Source organism: Saccharomonospora iraqiensis subsp. iraqiensis (assembly GCF_000430445.1).
Classification (GTDB): domain Bacteria; phylum Actinomycetota; class Actinomycetes; order Mycobacteriales; family Pseudonocardiaceae; genus Saccharomonospora; species Saccharomonospora iraqiensis.
On the sequence record NZ_KE387102.1, the window covers coordinates 61792 to 76053 of the forward strand.

The 14262-nt window shown below is 67.0% G+C and carries 15 protein-coding genes and 2 pseudogenes; 11 read left to right on the forward strand and 6 right to left on the reverse strand.

Annotated features, from left to right (window positions below; all coding sequences use genetic code 11):
• Positions 1–358 (reverse strand): nicotinate-nucleotide--dimethylbenzimidazole phosphoribosyltransferase (locus ACTIR_RS23525; RefSeq protein WP_034240231.1); only part of this gene is annotated, 358 nt, incomplete at its 3' end.
• Between the two features lie 96 nt (positions 359–454).
• Here ACTIR_RS23525 and ACTIR_RS0114735 point away from each other — a divergent pair.
• On the forward strand, positions 455–1273 hold the full coding sequence (locus tag ACTIR_RS0114735) for an IspD/TarI family cytidylyltransferase (protein ID WP_411431332.1): 819 nt from the start codon (positions 455–457) through the stop codon (positions 1271–1273).
• 16 nt (positions 1274–1289) lie between these two features.
• Here ACTIR_RS0114735 and ACTIR_RS23530 read toward each other — a convergent pair.
• Positions 1290–2144 (reverse strand): annotated as a pseudogene (locus ACTIR_RS23530) (aldo/keto reductase family protein); the annotation flags it as partial.
• A gap of 161 nt (positions 2145–2305) precedes the next feature.
• On the opposite strand from ACTIR_RS23530, the gene ACTIR_RS0114745 reads away from it, so the two are divergent.
• From ACTIR_RS0114745 to ACTIR_RS27840, 8 genes are all read left to right on the forward strand, one after another.
• Positions 2306–2572 carry a WhiB family transcriptional regulator gene (locus tag ACTIR_RS0114745; protein WP_026454868.1) on the forward strand — a complete coding sequence of 89 codons (267 nt, stop codon included), beginning with the start codon at positions 2306–2308 and terminating at the stop codon, positions 2570–2572.
• The gene (locus ACTIR_RS0114750; RefSeq protein WP_026454869.1) at positions 2569–2793 is read left to right on the forward strand and encodes a hypothetical protein; all 225 of its coding nucleotides are present in this window, start codon (positions 2569–2571) and stop codon (positions 2791–2793) included. The genes ACTIR_RS0114745 and ACTIR_RS0114750 overlap by 4 nt, the downstream gene beginning before the upstream one ends.
• Before the next feature lie 196 nt (positions 2794–2989).
• The gene (locus ACTIR_RS23535) at positions 2990–3271 is read left to right on the forward strand and encodes a hypothetical protein (RefSeq protein WP_026454871.1); all 282 of its coding nucleotides are present in this window, start codon (positions 2990–2992) and stop codon (positions 3269–3271) included.
• 72 nt (positions 3272–3343) lie between these two features.
• On the forward strand, positions 3344–4087 hold the full coding sequence (locus tag ACTIR_RS0114765; RefSeq protein WP_154663771.1) for an ABC transporter permease: 744 nt from the start codon (positions 3344–3346) through the stop codon (positions 4085–4087).
• A gap of 985 nt (positions 4088–5072) precedes the next feature.
• A complete protein-coding gene (locus ACTIR_RS25970) occupies positions 5073–5393 on the forward strand; it encodes a hypothetical protein (RefSeq protein ID WP_154663772.1) in 321 nt (106 codons plus the stop codon).
• A gap of 1210 nt (positions 5394–6603) precedes the next feature.
• The gene (locus ACTIR_RS0114780; protein ID WP_026454874.1) at positions 6604–6879 is read left to right on the forward strand and encodes a hypothetical protein; all 276 of its coding nucleotides are present in this window, start codon (positions 6604–6606) and stop codon (positions 6877–6879) included.
• Between the two features lie 113 nt (positions 6880–6992).
• Positions 6993–7835 (forward strand): P22 phage major capsid protein family protein, encoded by an 843-nt coding sequence (locus ACTIR_RS0114785; protein WP_026454875.1) that lies wholly within the window; start codon positions 6993–6995, stop codon positions 7833–7835.
• A gap of 864 nt (positions 7836–8699) precedes the next feature.
• Positions 8700–8906, forward strand: a complete 207-nt coding sequence (locus ACTIR_RS27840; protein WP_154663773.1) for a ribbon-helix-helix protein, CopG family — start codon at positions 8700–8702, stop codon at positions 8904–8906.
• Positions 8907–10186: 1280 nt separating this feature from the next.
• On the opposite strand, the gene ACTIR_RS25510 is transcribed toward ACTIR_RS27840, so the two are convergent.
• From ACTIR_RS25510 to ACTIR_RS0114810, 4 genes and pseudogenes are all read right to left on the reverse strand, one after another.
• The gene (locus tag ACTIR_RS25510) at positions 10187–10369 is read right to left on the reverse strand and encodes a MerR family transcriptional regulator (protein WP_084789528.1); all 183 of its coding nucleotides are present in this window, start codon (positions 10367–10369) and stop codon (positions 10187–10189) included.
• 222 nt (positions 10370–10591) lie between these two features.
• A complete protein-coding gene (locus tag ACTIR_RS23540) occupies positions 10592–12034 on the reverse strand; it encodes a recombinase family protein (protein ID WP_084789530.1) in 1443 nt (480 codons plus the stop codon).
• A gap of 34 nt (positions 12035–12068) precedes the next feature.
• Positions 12069–12224, reverse strand: a pseudogene (locus tag ACTIR_RS27780) (aldo/keto reductase); the annotation flags it as partial.
• 33 nt (positions 12225–12257) lie between these two features.
• Entirely contained in the window at positions 12258–12959 is a 702-nt protein-coding gene (locus ACTIR_RS0114810; protein WP_026454878.1) for a TetR/AcrR family transcriptional regulator, read from the reverse strand.
• Between the two features lie 54 nt (positions 12960–13013).
• Here ACTIR_RS0114810 and ACTIR_RS0114815 point away from each other — a divergent pair, with 54 nt between their 5' ends.
• Together ACTIR_RS0114815 and ACTIR_RS0114820 are read left to right on the forward strand one after the other, a co-directional pair.
• The gene (locus tag ACTIR_RS0114815) at positions 13014–13622 is read left to right on the forward strand and encodes a TetR/AcrR family transcriptional regulator (RefSeq protein WP_026454879.1); all 609 of its coding nucleotides are present in this window, start codon (positions 13014–13016) and stop codon (positions 13620–13622) included.
• A gap of 112 nt (positions 13623–13734) precedes the next feature.
• Entirely contained in the window at positions 13735–14211 is a 477-nt protein-coding gene (locus tag ACTIR_RS0114820) for a hypothetical protein (protein ID WP_026454880.1), read from the forward strand.
• Positions 14212–14262 lie beyond the last annotated feature (51 nt).

Genomic DNA, 14262 nt, shown 5'->3' on the forward strand with positions numbered 1-14262 from the left:
CGGACACGCCCCGGGCCGCGATGCCGTGGTCGGCGGCGAGGACGACCACCCGGACGTGCCGTGGCGGCCGTGGGGGCAGCTGCCCCCGGCAGGTCGCGAGCAGGAACCCGAGTTCCTCCAGCCGGCCGAAGCGCGGCCGGGTGCGGGACGGCCGCGGATCGGTGAGGGCGAACCGGGCGGGTACGTCGGCGAACCGGACGGATTCGTCGTCGGCGCCGTCATCGGTGAGCCGGTTCGCGGCGGCCCCGTTCTCGGTGGCCCCGTCCTCGGGGGCCCCGTCCCCGTCGACCCGGTCCCCGTCGATCCCGTTCCCGCCGGGGGTGCCACCGTCCCGCTCTGCCGCGCTGTTGTCGGACACACCGCCACAGTACCGAGTGCCGGGCCCGGGTGATCGTCCGGCGGGAGACCGGGGCGCACCGGCGGTCCCGCGCGGTGGGGATCTATGCTCGTGCGGATGGCGGGAGGTCGGACCGGGCACGTGGGGCGTGCGGCCGGGGTGGTGCTGGCCAGCGGCGCCGGGTCCCGGGTGGGGTCCGCGACGAACAAGGTCTATCTGCCGTTGGGCGGGCGCCACGTGCTGTCCTGGTCGCTGGAGGCGTTCGCCCGCACCCCCGGGATCGGCGTGCTCGTGCTGGTCACCCGTCCCCGGGACGCGGACCTGGTCGACGAGGTGCTGCGGGACACGCCGCTCCGGGACGGGGACGGGACCGGCGTCCCGGTGGAGGTCGTGCACGGCGGGGACAGCAGACAGGCCTCGGAGCTGTGCGCGCTGCGCCACCTCGCCGGACGGATCGCCTCCGGCACGGTCGACACCGTGCTGCTGCACGACGGTGCCCGGCCGCTGGTCACGGTCGACACGATCACCACGGTCCTCCGGGCGGCCCGCGAGGACGGTGGCGCCGTCCCCGGCCTCCCCGCCGACGACCTCGTGGCGGTGAGTCCGGACGGCGGCACGGTCCTGGACCGGCCCACCGGGAACCTGGTGCGGATGCAGACACCGCAGGGATTCGCCGCGGCGCCGCTGCTCGACGCCTACGAGCGCGCCGAACGGGACGGGTTCGTCGGCACCGACACCGCCTCGTGCGTGGAACGCCTCGGCACCACCCCCGTGCGCCGGGTCCCGGGCGACCCGCGCAACATCAAGATCACCTACCGGCACGACCTCGTCGTCGCCGAGCGGGTGCTGACCGCCCGGACCGACCCGTCCGACCCGGACCACCCCGACCCGGACCACCCCGGGGCGGACCCCGTGGGTGGACTCCGGGCCGGGTGAGCCGTCCCGGTCGCTTCTACAGGATCGGACTGCGGGTGTGCCCCGGGTCGCGCTCCACGACCCCGTCCAGTTCCTCGTCGATCGCCCGCATCAGGTCGTCGTCCAGCCGGGCGCCCACGGCGTCGACGTTCTCCCGGACCTGTTCGGGCCGGGACGCGCCGATGATGGCCGAGGCCACGTTGTTGTTCCGCAGCACCCAGGCGACGGCGAGCTGGGCGAGGGAGAGCCCGGCCTGTTCCGCCAACGGGCGCAGGCGCTCCACCCGGGTGAGCACGTCGTCGTTGAGGAACCGCTCGATCGTCCGCGCGCCGCCGCCCTTCTCGTCGGTGGCGCGGGAGCCCTCCGGCGGTGCCTGGCCGGGCCGGTACTTGCCGGTGAGCACGCCCTGCGCGATCGGGGACCACACGATCTGGCTCATCCCCTCGCGCTCACAGGTGGGGATGACCTGTTCCTCGATGACCCGCCACAGCATGTTGTACTGCGGCTGGTTCGACACGAACGGGATCTTCAGCTCCCGCGCGAGGGCCGCGCCCCGGGTGATCTGCTCGGCGTCCCACTCCGAGACACCGATGTAGCCCACCTTGCCCTGCCGCACCAGGTCGGCGAAGGCCGTCATCGTCTCCTCGAGCGGGACGGTGTGGTCGAACCGGTGCGCCTGGTAGAGGTCGATGTGGTCGGTGCCGAGCCGCTTCAGGGAGGCGTGGGCGCTCTCCATGATGTGCTTGCGGCCGAGCCCCTTGTCGTTCGGACCGCCGGGGCCGGTCGGCCAGAACACCTTCGTGCAGATCTCCAGGCTCTCCCGACGCTGCCCGGCGAGACCGCGCCCCAGGACCGACTCGGCGGCGGTGTTCGCATAGACGTCGGCGGTGTCCGTGTTCCTATGGTGATTACGCCCGGGGCGGTCCGAACCCGCCCCGGGGGCACAGGGAACCGGCCCTAAGTGGGCTAGCAGCGGACACAGCTCCGTGAGGCGGCAGGCCGGGGACTACCGACGACATCACAACGAACGAAGACACGGAGAGGGGTAGTCGGATGAAGCTGTTCAACTTGCTGACGGACCGGGATTGGACGGTTCGTGCTCGGTGCCGCGGGATGGACACCGAACAGTTCTTCCCGGTCGGTTTCGGGCGGGCTGCGGAAGCGCAGACGCAGGAAGCGAAGAAGGTGTGTCACCGGTGCCCGGTGGCTTCGGAATGCCTCACGGAAGCGCTCGAATCGAACGACTTCGACGGTGTCCGCGGTGGCATGAGTGGTCTTGAGCGGGCGGAGTTGGTTCGGCGGAAGGAAGGTGCCGCGTGAGCGACGAATTCAAAGACCTCGTGCGGGATGCGTTGACGGTGGCTATCCGCGCGGATAAGGCCGCGGAGGAAGGCAACATGTGGCCGCTGCCGATTGCACTCGGAGACAACCTCTTTAAGGCGGTTTCGGTGTCGTGTTCGGGGCTGCTGAGCGGTGCCGACGTGTTGGCGTTGACGGCGGAGGCTCAGGCCATCGTAGAAGGCAGGGCGGACCAGTGCTAGCGATTCTGGCGTTGGTGGCGACGGTGGCCGCGGTTGCCGGGGTTGTGTGGTTGGCCGCGACCAATGTCGACCGGGAACGGGAACGGGACGACGGGGAACTGTTGGCGTGGATTCAGAGCCTCGGTGACGACGAAGAAGGCCCCGGGCATGACCTAGATGCCCGGGACCGGTGAACAGGATACCAGGAGGAGAGAGCATGGACGCCAGTGGATGGACGCTCAGGGTGGCGACGACGCACGGACTCCGTGTCTGGTCTCACCATAACGGCGACGTCCGAATGTTCGGACTGAACGCGATGGCTAACGAGACGTTGACGAGTGCTGCCCGGCACTTGGAGGCGTTGGCGGAAGCAACCCGGAACGGGGAGGACCCGCCGCCGGTTATTGACCCGGCTATCTCACCTGAGCGGTTGGCGGAGTTGGTCATGAACGACGCCTACGTACTCACCGACGGCTGGTACTCGGAAGGGACCGAGTAACCAGCTCCCGAAGACAGCGATACCCGACCCCCGGCTTCGGCCGGGGGTCGGTTTATGCCGATAGGAGTCCGAATGACAACGACAGATGCCTTACTGCCCGATGCCCGGGCGGTGGCTGCCCGGCTGGGCAAAGTCCCGGGCAGGAACGAGTTGAAAGCCGAACTGGGGATCGGGTCGACTCGGGCGGACCGGTTGCGGGCGGCCCTGAGGGCTATCGAGTCCGGGAGTCTCCCGGCCGCTGAGGCCCCGGAGCCTGCCCCGGCCGCTGAGGCTCCGGTGGCTTCGGTGCCTGAGCCGGCCCCGGTGTCGGTGACCGAGCCGGCACCGGAGCCTGAGCCGGAGGCGACCGGGGACACCGAGCCGGGGCCGGACACCGGGGCGGCACCGGTGCAGCGTCCCCGGCGACCGTGGGCATTGATCTTGCTCGCACTGCCGGCGTTCGTCGCCGTGTGGTCCGGGTGGGTAGGGCTCGGGTCCATGACCGGGTTCGGTGTGGTTCACCCGCTGCCCGGTATCGCTGACGGGTTCACGGTCGACACTGCGATCACGCTGCCTATCGGGGTCGAAACCTACGCGGCTTATGCCCTGTCGGTGTGGCTGTCTCCGGGGCAGCCTGCCCGGGCACGGTCGTTCGCCCGGGCGTCAGCGATCGGTGCCCTCGTGCTCGGGGCAGCCGGTCAGGTTGCCTACCACCTTCTCGAAGCCGCGGGGGCTGTGGCCGCCCCGTGGCCCGTGACTATGGCCGTCGCCTGCCTGCCCGTTGCCGTACTCGGTGCCGGGGCGGCTCTGGCCCACCTCGTGAGGGAAGCGGAATGAACGAACCGGCACCCGGCCCGTGCCCACGGGGGCACGGGCCGGAATGGTCTGACGTCAAGGGGAACGGGAAACGAGTTTGCTACCGGTGCGTTGACGCCGCGCGGGCAGCGAAGAAACGGAAGCGGGGTAAGCGTGTGCGTTAACAATCACGACCCTAGCCGGGTCGAAACACGGCCCGACGGGTCTCGTGTGTGCGGGGCTTGTCGGGATATGTACGCCTCACGTCGTAGGCGTTATGGGAAGACGTTAGCCAACCACCGCCGAAAGGGCGCGAACAATGAGTCAACTCCGAGGCCCTGAGCAACTGCGTCGACTTGTGAAGTCGGCTGCGCGGAAACTACTTGACGGGGAGACGTCGAAAGCGACAGGGGCGGCAACGCTACTGGCGATAGCGAACTACTGCCACAGTGCCGGGTTGGACCAGGCCGACTACGAACGGTTGGTGACCGGGTCGACGTTCTGGCAGGGCTTCCGGCCGGCGGTGGCGGAGCACAAGCGTTACAAGGTGCTTGAAGACACTTGGGAGAAGTCCGCGGACCGGGACGATATCGACGCGGCCCTTGTGCGGGTTCGGACGGCTGTGGAGTCGGCACCGTGGCCGGGGCAGGCCGGTAGTCGGGATAAGACGGTGGCGTTGGCGTTGTTGGATTGGTGCCGTGAGCGGGGTGCTTATTCGACGGATGCCGCCGTCCGAAGCTTGCAGCTTCGCACGCCGGGGTTGCACCGGTCGTCGGTGTCCCGGGCGTTGGTGAGCCTGGTTGACCGTGGCGTGTTGACCAGGGTTCACCGGTCGGATTGGTCGCCGGGGAAGGCTACGAGGTACGACGTCAACCTGAGTTTCACACACACTGAGACAGATAAATCTTTGCGGGGTTTATCTGTCTCAGTACATGTGCACGATGTGTTTACTCGGGGCGCGTTGGGGTGGACTGCGGGTCGACTGTGGTCGACGTTGCCGCGGGGCCGGCCACTGACCACAAGGGAAGTGGCCGGGTTCGCGGGGTTGTCGGTGAACTCTGCTCGGAATGCGTTGACCAGGTTGGCGGATGCCGGGTTGGCGTGGCGGGACGAGAACCGTCCCGCCCGGTTCACGGTGGTGGACGCGACCGATGAAGACCTTGACCGGGTCGCCGGGGTTTACGGGAAGGCCGGCCGGTTGGCGCGGTTGTCCGAGCAAGTGACGTTGGAACGGTTGGGCTATTCGACGTCGGACGAGTGGTCAACCGTGGTGGACTCGCGGCTTGTTGGCGAGTTCGCCCCGCCCGGTGGTTTCGACCCGTTCGCTGAGGAGTTTGCCGATGTCTGACGTGTTCGATTTCGACGGTGTGCGGACGCTCAATCCCACGAGGGATTTAGCGTCCGCCCTGGGTGACCGTGTGTTCGGTGTTCGTGGTCCGGGTTGGGGGCCGGGTGGTATGCCGGCGGATGCGTATTCGGTGGAGTCGGGCGCTAGGCCGGCTCCACCCCCGTCGTGCAAAGTGTGCGGGGTTGAGTTGGAGAACACCGATGACGGTGTTGATGGTGAGTGGTTTTGCGAGTTTGAGCAGGAGTTCAACGAGGCGTTCATCGGGTATTGGCGTTGGGTTGATGGTCGGCGGTGGTCGTTGACGTCTCGGGTGACGAATCCTGAGTGCCGGTGCAATTGGTGCGAGATTCGTCGGATGTATCGCCGTGGCCGGGGTCGTCCCCGGGTGTTGTGTGGTTCGGCGGAGTGCCGTCGGGAGGACGCGAGACAACGCCAACGGAAACGTCGTAGACGTGTCACAACAATTCCCAATGGTAGGAAGGAGTACTTCCGAGCATGAATCCTCCCGACGGTCCCCCACCGTTGGGAGCTGGGCGGTTGTAGCCGCGGTGTTGCCTTCCCCGGCCGCTGTGCTCCCGTCCGCGGGCATCCTGGCTGTCTCCTTTCCGGCCGGGATGCCCGCCCTCAGTTCAACGGTTGAGCCGCCTGCACGAGTTCACCGTTACGGCCCGCCTGTCGGCCCGCCCTTACCGGCGGGCGGGTCACCATTCTTCCCGGGGTAGTCGTGTCCCCCGGGTTGGCGTCGGCTTCGTGCCGGCGTGGTGTCGATGCCGTGTGCATCACAGGTCGGCCACTGAGGTGGTCAGATAGGGGCCGTCCCGCTGTCGCGGGCCGGGGCGGCCCCTTCCTAGTTCTCCGAAGTCCACTGGCCGACTTCGGTTCCCGACCGTGCCGTCTCCTCACGGTCGGCTGCGCAGCCCCCGGCACCGGTCTCCATTGCGTCTACCGGTGCCGGGGGCACCTTAGTTTCCCGGCCGCCAGTGTTTTCGGACTCCACTGGCGGCCGGGTCTTTGAGTCCACTGTGAGTCCGACGAAGGGAACGAGTCCGATGGATGACCAGCTCGCGAGGGAAGACCTCGTGACCATGCCGTATACCGACGTTGCCCGGGCGGTGCATGAGGGCCGTTGTGATGACTTGCTCGGGAGGATTGCGAACACGGAAACCGTGTCGTCTGCGGAGGCCGCGGAGGCTAACGCGGAGGTGGACCGGTGAGCATGTTCGTGTTTGATACCGCGGACTTGATCCGCGCTGGGAATCTTGCCCGCGCAATGCGGGATTCGGATGCCGATACGTGGAACCTCACGTTGGCTGACCAGATGGACGGGGAAGGCGCATCCCCGTACGCCACTTTCTGCGCAATGGTGGCGTTGGTCAACGTGATGACCACGTCGGTGTCCGACTTGACGGACGATGACGCTCACAGCGTCATCGGGAGTCACGTGTCAGCTCTGGCCGACGTGTTCGGCGGGGGCGACGATGAGTAAACCGGCTTCCTTTCGGCGGGGCGCAATGCTCACGTCGGACGGCGTCGCAACGACGACCGTGTCTGCTTCGCCGGTCCGATAGAGTAACTACGTTAACCGAAAGGTAATGAACAATGGCTGTTGCCAACTTTATCCCTGAAATCTGGCGCGCTGAGGTTCTCGTCAACTTTCAGGCGCGTACCGTTATCGCGAACACGGTTGCCCGGGAGTACGAGGGTGACGCCCGGACCGGTAACGTCGTGAACGTCACCGAGTTCGAGCGGCCCAGCATCGTGGACTACGCCACGGGTAACGACGGTGGCTCCCGGACCATCGCGCCTCAGGACTTGACCGCTACCGGGCAGTCCATCCTGATTGACCAGGAGAAGGCGTTCTCCTTCTACGTGGACGACGTGGACCGTCGGCAGGCCGCGGGTGGCATGGACGTGGTCACCCGGGATGCTTCCGCGGGTCTCGCTGAGGATGCCGAGTCGTTCTTGGCGACCACGATGCAGACGTCGGGTACGGATTCGTCCCCGGCGTCCGAGCTGACCACGGGTAACGAGGCTTTCGACTACGTCAAGGGGCTGCGGACCACGCTGTCTAGCGACTCTGTCCGCGCTCCGCTGGACGGTCGCACGCTGCTGGTGAACCCGGAGTTCGCTGGGCTGCTGCTCGGTGCCGACTCGAAGCTCACCGACGTGGACACTTCGGGGTCGCCTGAGGGTCTGCGTAACGCGACTATCGGCCGGCTGCTCGGGTTCAACGTGGTGGAAACCCCGCTGCTGAACCCCGGTACCGCTACCTGTGTGGCCTACCACCGGTCCGCGGTCGGCTTCGTGTCCCAGCTCAACGAGACTGAGGCCATCCGGGCTCACAACTCGTTCAAGGACGTCGTTCGGGGCCTGCACGTGTACGGGGGCCGTGTGCTGCGTCCTGAAGCTTGTCTCGTCGGTGTGAACCCGGCTGCTGTCTGACGTTGAGAGCCCGGCCCCGTTCGGACGGGGCCGGGCTCCCCGGGTACCGGAGGTGACGTATGCCGGCCATGAAGACGTGTTCGGTGTCCGGCTGCGGGGAGCTTGTGCCGAAGGGCACCGGGCGGTGTACCGAGCACACTCGGCAGGCTGACCGTAGGCGGGGTAGTGCCGCCAAGCGCGGTTACGGCAACAAGCATCGAACAACGTTCCGTGAGCGTGTGTTGGCCAAGCATCCTCGCTGTGTGCTGTGCGGTGACCCGGCCACGGAGGCTGACCACTATCCCGTCGATAGGCAGACGTTGGTGCTCCGGGGTATGGATGCCAACGACCCTGCTCACGGTCGCGGGTTGTGCAAGTCTTGCCATTCTCGCGAGACCGCTGAGTTTCAGCCTGGTGGTTGGAACCGACGCTGACGAAGACCACTGAGGGTAGGCGGGTGTCCCCGTTGGCCCGGGTCAGCGGACCCGCGGAGGAGGGATCTCTCGGGTCGGTCAGGTTCATAGGGTGCCCTTAGTAAGGCGTGCCTAAGCTTTGTTGGCCACTCTGGGTGGCAGGGAAGGTTGGTTGATGACTGAGGTTCCGACGGTTGACTTCCCGACGTTGTGGTTCGTGCCGTCGTGGTTGGAAGCGCACGGCGTGGAGGAGTTGTCTTCGCCGGCTTTGTGGCGATTGGTGAGCCAACTTCGGTGTGACGGTGAGCGGTTGCCGGCGATGTTTACCGGGTGGGCTCTGGGCGGTGAGGTTTACCGGTGCGGTGACTACGGGTGTGTGTGTGGTTGGGAATACGAGTACGAACCGGGTGAGCCGATGGCCGCCTGGTGACGGTTGACAACCCCGGCCCTACGAAGGGCCGGGGTTTTTTTCATGTCGAAGTTAGATATTCAAGGGAGGCTTGTGGTGGCGAGTACGCGGACGTTCTCGGTGACGATTTCGGACGAAGACGTTCGGGAGCGGTTGGACCAGTGGTGTCGTGAGCGCGGGGTTACCCGGTCGGTGTTGCTGCGGAGGTTGGTGTCCCGGTTTATGGATGAGTTACGGGCGGAGGATGCCCGTTGGGAAGATGATCTTTAGTTCTGTCAAACGGCTGTGTGTGCAGAAATCGGCTTACTGGGGTAGTTCTACCGGTGTTCGGGTTTCCCCTGGTCACGCGGGGTCTGGGTTGTGCATGTCTCCCGGGGTTGTTTCTGCTGGTCACAGTGTTTCGGGTTCTGTGAAAAGGACGTGTGTGCGAAGTATGAGTCAGAAGACGAGAAGGGCGCCGGTTCGGTTGGAGCCGGTCCCGGTGCCTGAGCCGGATACGGACGGCTCGGAGAACCGGCGGTTGGTCCGCTGGGTTCACGACAAGCTTACGGTGAAGGCGGCTAAGGCCGGGTTGGCGGAGCATGTGGAAGCGTTGACGATGTTCACCGAGGATGCTTTGTGCGGGGTGGTTCCGTCGCGTGAGTGGCAGCTTCGGCACCTCGGTTATGTGATTGTTGGGAGGCGGGATGCCTAATCCGAACCGTGTTTGTGACCGGTGTGACGTGTACCGGCGTCGGAACAGGGACACCCCGGAGGATGCTCGGATTATCGGTCCGCGGGTTGTGCATGATGCGGTGACGCACGAGTTTTACGCGGATGTGGAAGCGTTCCGGCGTGTTCGGGGGCGGGATGGTGGCCGGCGGTCGCCGGTTGAAGCCGGGTTGGTGCTCTCGGATGGTGTGTGGGTGACCGGGCCGTAGACGCAGAGAGACCCCCGGCCCGAAGGCCGGGGGTCTCGTGGTAGGTTCCTTCTTGCTACGGAAGAAAACCTAGGGTCGAGCATACACCTTGAAGTTGCTCCCGCGTCAGCCGCCCCCGGCAAGCTGACGGAGACGGACTGAGACCGGGCCTCCGCTCACAGCGGAGTGATCCGGCCGTCAGAGGGTCCCCGGAGAGGAGTACCCGGACGCGTCGTTATCGGAGCACCCCGCGACCGGCCGTAGGGGCGCCGGGTACGAGATTCACTGGTCATCCCCACCATCGGAGTCCTGGTGATAACCCCGGCGCTGGGTGGCTGTAACAAGCCGCTCGGGTGAAGCAGTCGACCGTATGCGACCGACGGCACACCCCTTATCGGCAGGCACCCTCGTTGGTGCCTGCCAGGGGGACTCGCTCGCTCCCTCCGCTCCCTCCGGCATCCCCCTCCCTCCCGTCCGGTGCCAGTGGGGTACGGGCGGGGTGACCGTGGTTGCCGGGCGGGGCAGGGCGGCTTAGCGGCTTCGGAGTGTCGACGGTCTTAGTTGACCACGGGGGCGTCGGTCCGGCCGGCCGTAGGCCGGCCGGGGCGCAGGAGAGCGCGAGAACCACCGCGGGTTCTCGCCTACGGACCGCTACCCGCTACGCCGGCGTAGCTCTGCTACTTGGCGTTGTAGGTCTTCTACGTCCCACCGGGCGTGTCCGCCCGCGGTGACGGAGGCCGGGGTCACCCTGCCTTCCCGCTGCCACCGGGCGAGGGTTGACCGGTCGACGCTGAGCGCCTTAGCGGCTTCCCCGGTGGACAGTAGTCGGCCCATGACACTGAGGGTTGCCGACTACGGTTCCCGCATTCCACCCGTTCGCGCGGTTCCCCTCGTTTACCTCGTTTGCCACGATTGCTGACATGGACGAAGTCGTGTCGACGTTGGGGTTCCGGCACCGGGTGATCGGGTGGACCAGGGACAACCGCGGGGTGCTAGCTCATGCGACGAAGTGCGGCCGGACCGTGGTGATCACGGTCCAGCCGTCGGAGGACACGGTCAGTTGTCCGAAGTGTTTTCAGGGTCGAAGTCCGGAGCCCGGGTTCGGACGGCTTCAATGTCAACGTAGTAGGTCATCCTGAACGGGTTGACCGCGGCGTGAACGATCACGCCACAGTCGATCAACAGTTGTCGACGGTCGTCGGTGTCCATGCGTTGCCAGGCTTGCCGGAACGTCTCCCCGGTGCCGTGGCGTTCCCACCGTGCCGGTTGTGACGGTTCGGCTTCGAGCGCTTTCCGGCGTTCCACGAGGGCAGTGATCCGGGCGTAGTACGAGTCTTCGTCGCCCTCGTAGAGTCCGAGGTCGTTCTCCCGGCGGGCGGTGTCGATAGCCCGGCTCACCCGGTCCAACTCGTCAGAGTTGTCCGAGCCCGGGACGAACACGGGCTCGGTGACCTCGTAGTCGCCGATGTCGTCGAGCAACAGTTCTTCGACCGCGGGTTCTATGAGGTCACCGCGGATGGCTTTTGCCCGGCAGTCGTTGCGGCCTTTGAACTTCCCGGCGCAACGCCAGTAGACGTAGGTGGTTCCCCGGTCGTGCCGGTGCTGGTAGTTGACGTACATCGGTTCGCCACAGTGGTGGCAGTGGAGCACGTGTAGCAGTAGCCCGGTGTCGTGTGACCGGCGACGCGGGCGGGAGTTGTCTTTGAGAACGGTGTTCGCCTGGTCCCACATGTGCCGATCAACGATCGGTTCGGCTACCTGAACCGGCATCCCGTGGTCGTCGGTGACAACACGGCCGTTGTGTGTCGACTGTCCGAGTACCCACACGCCGGTGAGGAGTCGGCGGACGTTGGTGTTCGTCCATAGCTTGCCGCGGCGGGTCGGTACCCGCCGCGCCCTGAGGTCGTTGGTCACGGAGTTGACCGACCACCGGTTAGCTATCCGGTCGAAGATTTCCCGAACGATTTCGGCCTCGGACGGTTCGGGTACGAGTCGGTAGCCGTCGTCGGTCTTCTCAGGCCGGTAGCCGTACGGTGTTGGTCCTCCGTGCCACCGTCCGAGTTCCCGTAGCTTCCGGTGGCTGCCCGCGGTTCGCTCTCGGATGGCTTCTAGCTCACCCTCGGCCACCCCGGCGAGTACGGAGGCGACTAGCCGGCCGGTCCATGTGCTCAGGTCGATGGACTCCCGGACCGCGGCTATGGTCTTGCCGTTGTCGGCTGCCCACCGGAACAGGTCGTTGAGCCCGAACAGGGTTCGGCCTAGCCGGTCCATCGCTGAGGCACACAAGATGTCCCACTCACCGGGGGTGTTGATCCACCGGGAGAGCTCGGGGGCTTCGAGCGGTGACACGGAGCCGGACACGTCGACGTCTTCGGCCCATCCCACGATGTCGTGCCCGTGCATCCGGGCGTAGCTCTCGATGGTCTCCCGTTGCCGGTCAACCGAGGTTGATGCTTCGTGGTCCCTGCTCAGCCGTACCCGGCCTACCAACCGTGCCATGCCCGGGAGAATATCTGGTCATGCCTATTGACTTGTCGGCGGTGTCGAAGGTGGTGATGCCGGCGTCCAGGGCCGCCCGGATGCAGGCGTGCGCCTGCTCCTCCTCCACCTGGGAACCGTGCGTGAGCCAGTTGCCGTACGCGATTTCACTGACCGTGAGGCCGCTGTGGCCGAGTCGACGAAACTCCATGCCGCGGAGTCTAGCCGTCGATCTTTCGCAAGGCTAAGTACCGGGGGTGGCGTCCGCACGGTCGGGGGAGGCCGTGAGCCTGCCGTGTTCGGCGGCGGCCGCATCCGGGCCGACATACGGCAGGAGCGCGCAGTACATCAGGTCGGCCAGCAGCGTGGGGAGGGTGTCCGTCTCCCCGCGCTCGACGCGGTTGTAGATCACCTCCACCATGCCGCCGACGACGGTCTCCGCGGTGAGGGCCGGGGGAGTGCGCAGCCCCTCCTGCGCGGCGAGCGCGCACGTGCCGCGGTCGACGAGGTCGATCAGGGTCCGCAGCGACTCGTGCCGCCGGCGCAGCGCCCGCGGTCCGGCCGCCAGCACCTCGACGACCACGAGCCGCGCCTGATCGGGATGCCCGGCGAGGAACCGCAGCGTCGCGTCCAGGGTCGCCTCCACCTTCCGGGTGAAAGCGTCCCCGCTCGTGGTCCCGGCCTCCGCGATCCTGTCGGTCAGCCGGGCCACCGCGTCGTCGTAGGCGGCGAGGAAGACCTCCTCCTTGTTGCGGAAGTGCTGGTAGAAGGTCTTGCGGGAGACACCCGCGTCGCCGATGACCCGCTCGATGGTCAGACCCGGGTAGCCGTGCCCGGCCGTGACCCGCGCGGTCGCGGCCAGGATGCGGGCGCGCTGGTTGTCGTGGACGTAGTCGCGGGACAGGCCGTGTCGGCCGGGCGGGAGTTGTCCTGCGCGGTCGTCCACCGTGACCTCTTCTCGGAGTTTTCCCGCGGGTGACGCGGCCGTTACTCTGCGGAAATGATCACGAGCACTGCCGAGTGTCCCGCGTGTGCCCGGCTGCGGGCGGCCGTCCGGGTGATCATGGGGGAGACGCCCCTGCGCGAGGTGACCGCCGACGAGCTCGCGGACGCGGCCGGGACGGACGTTCGGATGTTCACCCGACACTACCCGAGCGTGCGCGCCTGTGGAGAGGCCGCGTTCGAGGAGGTGGCCGACGACCTCCACCGGGTCTGCGCCGCCGCGATGACCGGCGACGGGCCCGACTGCGCCGCCCGGTTCACCGGTGTGGCGGAGGCGGTGCTGCGGTGGGCGGACGCGCACCCACAGTGCGCCCGGTACCTCTTCGTGGTCTCCGAGCGCGCGGCCGTGCCGGAACTGCGGGCCCGGTCGAGCGGGCTGAAACGGTCGGTGACGTCCCTGTTCGACGGCATGGCCGGGCACACGCCCGCCGGGCGCATCCATGTGGAGTTCGTGGTCGGTCTGTTCTTCCGCGCGGCCGCGCAGGCCCTGGCTCCGGACGGGGGCGGTGGCCACGCGGCGTTGCGGAGGAAGGTGCTCGCGCTGAGTCCGTTCGTCGGTCAACCGACCGGTGGGGGACACCGTCGCGGGTCCGGTCACGTGGGGTGATCACCAAGAGTGACACTGTGAATGTGTACGGTTGACATCCGGAAACACTGCTGTTTCTCTGTATGGGCCAGCTCACTTACCAGCTGGTAACACTGAACCAACGGAGGTAACAGTGACTCGGCTCTCCACGAAGGTCCTGGGCGTCCTCGCGGGTGCGGTCGTCGGTGTCGGCATGTCGGCGGGCGTCGCCGCGGCGGATCACCAGAAGGTCGACGGCACGATCTCGTCCGGCGGGGACTCCTGCAGCTGGACGGACGCGGACACCACCGGCAACCCGCCGGACACCCTGACCGTCGACGGTGCCAGTGTGAACGCCAACACGACCTGCGACGGCAGCAAGGACGTGACCCTGAACAACGATCCGACGATCAGCTTCGACGACGCGGCGGGCACCGCGACCGCCGACCTGATCAGCGTCACCGTCGTGTCCTACGGGGTCACCTGCGAGTACGAGGCCGAGGGACTGACGGCCCAGCGGGAGGGCGACACCCGGACCTACACGGCCACGGGCGTCACCATCGAGAAGTCCGGCGGCAGCTGGCTGTGCCCGTCCTCGGAGACGGCCGACGCCGAGTTCGTCTTCCACTGACCGGCGCGGCTCCCGGTGTGACCGGGAGGCCGTAGGAACGACCCGCGCCCG

Coding starts and splice junctions, on each gene's coding strand:
- ACTIR_RS0114735 (WP_411431332.1), top strand. CDS start 455: ATGGCGGGAGGTCGGACCGGGCACGTGGGGCGTGCGGCCGGGGTGGTG.
- ACTIR_RS0114745 (WP_026454868.1), top strand. CDS start 2,306: ATGAAGCTGTTCAACTTGCTGACGGACCGGGATTGGACGGTTCGTGCT.
- ACTIR_RS23535 (WP_026454871.1), top strand. CDS start 2,990: ATGGACGCCAGTGGATGGACGCTCAGGGTGGCGACGACGCACGGACTC.
- ACTIR_RS0114765 (WP_154663771.1), top strand. CDS start 3,344: ATGACAACGACAGATGCCTTACTGCCCGATGCCCGGGCGGTGGCTGCC.
- ACTIR_RS0114785 (WP_026454875.1), top strand. CDS start 6,993: ATGGCTGTTGCCAACTTTATCCCTGAAATCTGGCGCGCTGAGGTTCTC.
- ACTIR_RS27840 (WP_154663773.1), top strand. CDS start 8,700: ATGTCGAAGTTAGATATTCAAGGGAGGCTTGTGGTGGCGAGTACGCGG.
- ACTIR_RS25510 (WP_084789528.1), bottom strand. CDS start 10,369: ATGGGCCGACTACTGTCCACCGGGGAAGCCGCTAAGGCGCTCAGCGTC.
- ACTIR_RS23540 (WP_084789530.1), bottom strand. CDS start 12,034: ATGGCACGGTTGGTAGGCCGGGTACGGCTGAGCAGGGACCACGAAGCA.
- ACTIR_RS0114815 (WP_026454879.1), top strand. CDS start 13,014: ATGATCACGAGCACTGCCGAGTGTCCCGCGTGTGCCCGGCTGCGGGCG.